Genomic DNA, 6,691 nt, shown 5'->3' with positions numbered 1-6,691 from the left:
TTCCCGGCGTGCGCCAGCATCGCCGGATAGTTGTACATAATCTGTGACATCACAAGTCCTTTCGACGTTCAACGGTGACAGGGTGCGGCTCAGAAGCCGGTATAGCTGGACGCGGCGGCGGCATCGGCGGCCACATAGGCGCCCGCGGCGTCACCCAGGTTGGCCTGCGCGATATCCAGCAAGGTGTTCACCTTGGCGGCGGCCTCCACAAACCGGGCGTGCGCGCCCTGGAACGCCGCCGCCGACTCGCCCTGATGAAACGCCTGCGCCGACATCGCCGACTGCTCGGCCTGCCCGATCGTGTGCCGCATCAACGCCGCCTTGGCGGTAAACGCCGACTGCGACGCCACCAACTGCGGAATATGGGCATCCAACAAACTCATAGCGATTCCTTTCGATTCGACTTTCCGTTACTCGTTGTCAGCTCACCAGGCTGGCAAACGCCTGTTCGGTGCCCGCTCCCAGGACATCCGACTCCCAGGTAGCCGGCAGCATCGGCACTTGCGAAGCACCGCCGTACCCGGCGCCCTCTACTGCCGTCAATCCGCAGGGCTGTGCGACGTTCTCCTTGCCGTCCGTGCCGGCAAACCCCAACGTCCCAGCACCACGATCGGAAGCCCCCGCCGACGACGGCGGGCTCCCGGAAGCCGGCTGCACCGCTGACACCAACCGCGCCCGCCCCGCCGTCGCCCCCGGCGACGGCTCCACCGCCCCGATTGCCATAGCCGCCGGAGCAGCAGCCAATCCCGCAGCCGGCGCGGCCGCCACAGCCGCCGCCGGAGCAGCAGCCAGTCCGGCCAAACCGGCCATTCCAGCTACCCCGGGGACAACAGCAGCGGCCAGCCCTCCCAACAAAGGACTCGCCAGAAGCGGAACAACACCGATCAAATTCGAAATAATCCATCCGACAACAATTGTGGTAACACCCAAGACTGTGGCGTAGACAAGAGGCGGAATTATCGCGATTGCAATAATAAGTGGCAGCCCAAGTGCCGCCAAAAATAGCAGATCTACCACGGCTGCTATCAAGTGCAAATGCACGAGATTATCGAGCAATTGGAACAATACCGCACCATAGGTTTGGAAAACCATTGCGAAAAGCTTGAAATCCAATGCCCATACCTTGCCGACCAAGGCCAAGAACTGCATCAGTTCCTGCCATGGAAATGGGGTCAGGGTAAGTGTTGCCACGGCATTGCTGATTTCATTGGCACCGGGTGTGACGATGATCGGCGCCGGGATGGGGTGCGGGGCAGCCGCCAGCGCCGCGCCGCTGACGGTCTCATAGACACTCATGGTGGTAGCGGCCTGGATCCACATCCGGACGTAGTCGGCTTCGTTGAGCGCGATCGGGATGGTGTTGATCCCAAAGAAATTCGTCGCGACCAACACGCCATGGGTGACGTGGTTGGCGGCCAATTCCGCCAGGGTGGGCATCGCGGCCAGTGCGCTGACGTAGGCTGCGGCGACGGTGTCGTGCCCGGCGGCCGTTGCCGCACTGTCGGCGCTGGTCTGCATCAACCACGCCACATACGGAACATGGGCGGCCACATACGCTTCGACGCTGGGGCCCTGCCACGCACCAGCCTGCACCGCTGCCAGGATGATCGTGAGTTCTTTTGCCGCCGAGGCATATTCGACACTCATCGATGTCCACTCAGCAGATGCTGCCAGCAGCGACTCCGGACCCGGACCGGTGCTCAGCAATGCTGAATGTACTTCTGGCGGTAGGGCGATCCAGATCGGCGCCGTCACACCCAACCACCTAAGGCCGAATACGATACCGCCGCTGCGGCGTCACCCGCGGCATAACTCACACCGGACTCACCGACACCGATTCCCGAACGGCCCAGCTCTTCAACGGCTTCGGCAGCCACCGCGGCGTGCTCGTTGCCGTACGCGCTAAACCCGGCGGCGGTCTGTATCGACACGGGGTCCGCCGCCGGCGGGACCACCGCGGTAATCAGCGGTGCCGCAGCAGCATGCGCGGCCGCCAACCGAGCGGTCAGCGCTTCCACCGCCGCACTGGCCGCAGCCAAACCTTCTGGAACCACTTGCAATGTCACTATCGAATCCTTCCGATTGCATCCGTCCTGCCGGCATGGCTTAGGTCCTTATCGGCCTACCGCCGAGCATGATGCCGAAAAAATCTCACGGATCCTTACTATTGTCAACAGTTGCAGATAGCTACGGTTACGTAGGGAAAAGCTACGTTTCGGTAGCCATCTGTCTGGTGGGAGTCGTTGGGCCGGGCCTGAATACGACGGTTGCGGACATGGTGGGGATCTGCCATCCGAACTTCATCCGCAGCCCGACAAGTGCGTCGTTTCGAACGCGACAATGCGATATTGGCGGTGACCGGATCCAGATTGTTTGTCGAATTCATTTGCGCGAACACATCTTCGCGTCGAAATGGAAACTATCCGATAGGATTTCGGTTGGCTTGTCAGGTTGGTGGTACGTCCGGCACTACCTGGCGATGAGCGCGTCCGAGAGTTGTAAGCGGGACTTGGGCTTTCATGGGTTGGCGCTCTGCGAGGTGGCAGTCGTATAGACCAGCTTCCATGCCAGCCGATCACTATATCGCCGTTTCCCAACATCTTTCATGCACCAGCGAAGGATTCGTCGATATCGGCAGCCGGATGGCACCCCGGATTTGCGTGCGTGACGCACTGCCGGGAGCGCTACCCTACTCTCCAGACGCGTGGTCCCGTTGACCCTGACTGTCGTTGACAGCAGCGGGTTTTCCTGCACCCGGCCTGGTGTCCCACGTTCCGGGCACCATCGGCGCCGCCGGCCCCCCGCCGAATCCGTCGCCGGTGAGCGTCGCCAGTCCAGCCCGCGTCGCCAACGCCTGCGCGGCTTGCCGTCCCGGTGAATCCCAACGCTCCCGCCCCGCGGTCGGACGGCGTCGAAAGGAAAGGCTCTGTATCCGAGGGTGATTCGGATTCCAGGAATTCGTAACGGTAGCCGGGATCCGCCAGCCTGGCCCGTCGGCGGCGCCGCGCCCGCGTCTCCTCTCGCGCTGCCGCGGCGGCTGCCGCCGGTATTGCGGCCTGGTTGGGTTCTGACGCGGTTCGCCAGGCTGAAGCGCTCATCGCCGAGTCGAACCCGACATCGGGGCCGCCAACCACGTAGGGCAAGGCCGCTCCCAGAAACTCGGCGAGCTGATCTGCCGCCGCGGCGTACTCGGCACTCAGCGAACTCCACGCCGACGCCGCGGCCAGCATGCCGCCCGGCCCGGAGCCGCTGCTGAGCTGGGTCGAATGCACCTCTGGGGGCCAGGCCATCCACACCGGTGCCGTCATAGTCACGCCAGTCGGTCGGGAGCAGCGGCTAGCGCCATACAGGCCTCCTTGCCGGAATACGTGGAAGGCCGTGAGTAGTCGTACGCCGGCCAGGAAAAGTTCCCGCCCGAGGTGAACTCACCAAACCTACGGCTTGGTGGCACTGACCAGAGTGTTGCGCACAAACAGCTCCCCGGCCTCGGTCCCCGGTTCCGGCACCGGCCGGTCGACCTCACGGAGATACTCGACCAACGGAGTACCGAGGGCAGTCCAGCCATGTGCCCCAAGCCACTCGGTGGCCGGTGCGCACTGCTCGTTGTAGACCAACTGGAAAAACGGATTCGCGTCACCGGCCGCGACGACGGCACGTTCTTCTTCCACTTTGGCGGCGAATTCTTCCGGGGGAAGCGGGCTGCCGTCCTCCACTGCGGCGTGGCTGCCGGGGCAGGCGAGGTTGTCGATGCCGGTGAACAGCTGCTCCTGCGCGGTGGCCGGAAGATAGATCAGCAGCCCCTCGGCGATCCACGCCGACGGTTTGGCAGGATCAAAGCCGTTGTCTTGCAACGCTTGTGGCCAGTCTTCCCGCAGGTCGACCGCAATCTCACGTCGCTCGGCGCGCGGCGTGGCGCCGTGGCGGGACAGCACCTCGCGCTTGAAATCGAGCACTTGCGGCCGATCCAGCTCGAAGACCGTGGTTCCGTCCGGCCAGGGCAGCCGGTAGGCGCGTGAATCCAGTCCCGCCGCCAAGATGACCACCTGGCGCGCTCCAGCGTCGGCGGTCCGCTGGAAGTAGGCGTCGAAGTACCTGGTGCGGGCGCCCTGGAAATTGACGAAGTGCTCGCCGAAGTCCTCGCTCTTCAAGTCGTGGTCGGGAGCCTTGCCGTCGAGCACGTCGGCCCAGGAACCGCCAACGGCCCGGCAGAACAGTTCCGCGTACGGATCGACGGCCAGTGGGTCGGGCTTTTGGGCCTCCAAAGCCCGTGCGGTGGCGACGAACAGCGCGGTCGATCCGACACTCGTGGTGATGTCCCAGGTGTCACCTTCACTACGCACCCCACCGACATTAATGCCTGGCTGGACCGTCTGGCTCCCAGGTACCGGGGAGCATCGGCTCCCTGGGTGCGCCATCGAACTGGTCACCGGCCAGCGTGGCCAAGCCTGCCACCGCACCGGCCGTGTCCTTGTGAACCGTGCCGGCAAACCCCAAACTCGCCGCACCTTGATCCGAGGCGGTCGCAGCCGGCTCCTCGTTCTGCGGTACGTCCCAGTCCGGGTCGACCTCAACGTCCATAAACTCCTCGCCGTGGCCACGCAGCGCCGTCCTGCGGCGTCGCCGCCGTCGGGCCTGCTCACGGGCGGCTGCCGCGGCGGCCGCGGCGGCGGAATCGGGTTCGGGCGCCTTCTTCTTGGCACTGGCGGCAGCGCTGGCGCTCATTTCGTCACCGAACCCGATGCCCGGACCGCCGCCCACCAGGAAGGGATAGCCGAAGGCCGGTGCGGCTGGGGCCGGCGGCGGTGCCGGGCCGGGGCCGGCTGTGCTGGTCATGGAGGCCGGCGCCGGCGCAGGCGCTGCGGCCGACGCGGTAACGGTCGGAGTCATCGCGGCGACCGGCACCATGGTGGGTGCGGCGGCTACCGACGGCGCCGCGACCGGTATCCCGGCCGGCTGGATTCCGGCCAGGCCAGACAGTCCCGCGAAGCCGGTCACCGCCCCGAGGTTGGAGATGGCGCCGCTGATGGCGACAGCCAGCAACTGCGGGGACTGGCCGAGCGCTTGGATGATCTGCGCGATGTGGGTCGGCCAGTCGAACAGCATCAGTTCGACGAGGAATTGCATCGCCGCCGCGGGGTTGGTGAACAGTTCCTTGGCGAACGTTTGAAAGTCCTGACTGAATTCGAGAGCACGAACAAGCCACCACATGGGTTGGGCCGCATTCGTATATTCGTCGTAGTGGATTCCATTGACGGTCCCTTCGGCGGGGTCCCATATCACCCGGCCGCCGGTGATGATGCGCAGGACGTCAGCAACGACGTTGTCGATCGGGGTGGCCTCACCCCCGTGTTCATGGTCATGTCCGCCGTCGGCTTCGGCTGTCACAATCTGCGGGGCCGTGGTGGTCTGGGGTGTCGATGCGACAGCAGCGCCGGCCACCGCCTCGTAGGTCGCCATGGTGGTGGCCGCCTGGATCCACATCCGCACGTAGTCGGCCTCGTTGAGCGCTATCGGGACGGTGTTGATCCCGAAGAAGTTCGTCGCCACCAAGACACCGTGGATGGCGTGGTTGGCCGCCAGCTCGGCCAGCGTCGGCATCGTCGCCAGAGCGGTGGTGTAGGCGACGGCCACCGTTTCGTGCCGGGCGGCCGCGGCCGCACTGACCGTGCCCGCTTGCATCAACCACATCAGATAGGGCACGTGGGCGGCCACATACCGCTCAGCGCTGGGACCCTCCCAGGCACCGCCCTGGACCGCGCCCAGCACGACCGTGAGTTCGTCTGCCGCCGCGCCGTATTCGGCGCTCAGCGCCGACCACGCCGCGGCGGCGGACAGCAGGGAGCCGGGCCCGGGGCCGCTACTGAGCAACGCCGAGTGCACCTCCGGCGGTGACGCCATCCACACCGGCCACATCACCGCGAGCTTCCGGACGTTTTGAACATGATTTTCATTATCGCTATTCGAACACCGGGGACGGCCACAGTGCAAGTCCCGTCATCGATGTGGGGCTCGGCCGCTCGGTCCGTCACCGTCGAGGGTGCGGGTCGCAAACGCCGGCTCGCAAAACCTGGTCCGGATTTCCGGCAAACCCACAACTGTGTCGGCCGCACAGCGATACGCTGTATTGGCCGATTTTCTCTGGTGACGGGGGAGGCTCCAGATCGGCATGACAACGCACGTCATGGCGTATCGGGAGGTGTCAGATGTCGTTCGTGTTCGCGGCGCCGGAGGCGCTGGTGGCAGCGGCAGGAGATTTGGCCAATATCGGGACCGCGGTCGGCACGGCCAATGCCGCCGCCGCGGCCAACACGACGAGCTTGCTGGCCGCGGGCGCGGACGAGGTGTCGGCGGCGATTGCGGCACTATTCGGTGCGCACGGCCAGGCCTATCAAGTGCTGAGCGGGCACGCCGCCGCATTCCACCAGCAGTTTGTGCAGGCCCTAACCGCGGGCGGGACATCGTATGCGGCCGCCGATTATGCCGCTGCGACGCCGCTGCAGCCGCTCCTCGACGCGATCAATGCGCCGTTCATCGCGGCTACCGGGCGTCCGCTGATCGGCAATGGCGCCAACGGTGCCCCGGGCACCGGGGCCAATGGCGGCGCCGGCGGTTGGCTGATCGGCAACGGCGGAGCCGGCGGGTCCGGAACGTCCTCGACGACCGCCGACGGCGGGAAAGGCGGCGCCGGCGG

At 65.6% G+C, this 6,691-nt stretch carries 7 protein-coding genes; 1 reads left to right on the top strand and 6 read right to left on the bottom strand.

The genetic code is table 11. The features are described from left to right. Positions 1–89: 89 nt before the first annotated feature. The 6 genes from esxG to B4U45_RS16470 form a co-directional block, all read right to left on the bottom strand. Complete coding sequence (esxG, locus tag B4U45_RS16495) at positions 90–383, bottom strand: type VII secretion system protein EsxG (RefSeq protein WP_083156650.1); 294 nt, start codon at positions 381–383, stop codon at positions 90–92. 37 nt (positions 384–420) lie between these two features. After that, entirely contained in the window at positions 421–1,755 is a 1,335-nt protein-coding gene (locus B4U45_RS16490) for a PPE family protein (protein ID WP_099223654.1), read from the bottom strand. Next, positions 1,752–2,066 carry a PE family protein gene (locus B4U45_RS16485; protein WP_075543876.1) on the bottom strand — a complete coding sequence of 105 codons (315 nt, stop codon included), beginning with the start codon at positions 2,064–2,066 and terminating at the stop codon, positions 1,752–1,754. Before B4U45_RS16485 ends, B4U45_RS16490 begins: the two co-directional genes overlap by 4 nt. A gap of 618 nt (positions 2,067–2,684) precedes the next feature. Further along, complete coding sequence (locus B4U45_RS30450) at positions 2,685–3,308, bottom strand: PPE domain-containing protein (RefSeq protein WP_082275160.1); 624 nt, start codon at positions 3,306–3,308, stop codon at positions 2,685–2,687. A gap of 126 nt (positions 3,309–3,434) precedes the next feature. Then, positions 3,435–4,340, bottom strand: coding sequence for a class I SAM-dependent methyltransferase (locus B4U45_RS16475; protein ID WP_075545062.1), 906 nt, complete (start codon positions 4,338–4,340; stop codon positions 3,435–3,437). A 10-nt stretch (positions 4,341–4,350) separates the two neighbouring features. Next, the gene (locus B4U45_RS16470) at positions 4,351–5,913 is read right to left on the bottom strand and encodes a PPE family protein (RefSeq protein ID WP_075545061.1); all 1,563 of its coding nucleotides are present in this window, start codon (positions 5,911–5,913) and stop codon (positions 4,351–4,353) included. A gap of 290 nt (positions 5,914–6,203) precedes the next feature. Between B4U45_RS16470 and B4U45_RS16465 the strand changes: the two genes are divergently transcribed. Further along, positions 6,204–6,691 (top strand): PE family protein (locus tag B4U45_RS16465; RefSeq protein WP_219859458.1); only part of this gene is annotated, 488 nt, incomplete at its 3' end.

The organism is Mycobacterium persicum, assembly GCF_002086915.1.
Lineage (GTDB): Bacteria > Actinomycetota > Actinomycetes > Mycobacteriales > Mycobacteriaceae > Mycobacterium > Mycobacterium persicum.
Note: the sequence above shows the minus strand (reverse complement) of the source record. Positions and strands in the feature narration are given on the sequence as shown.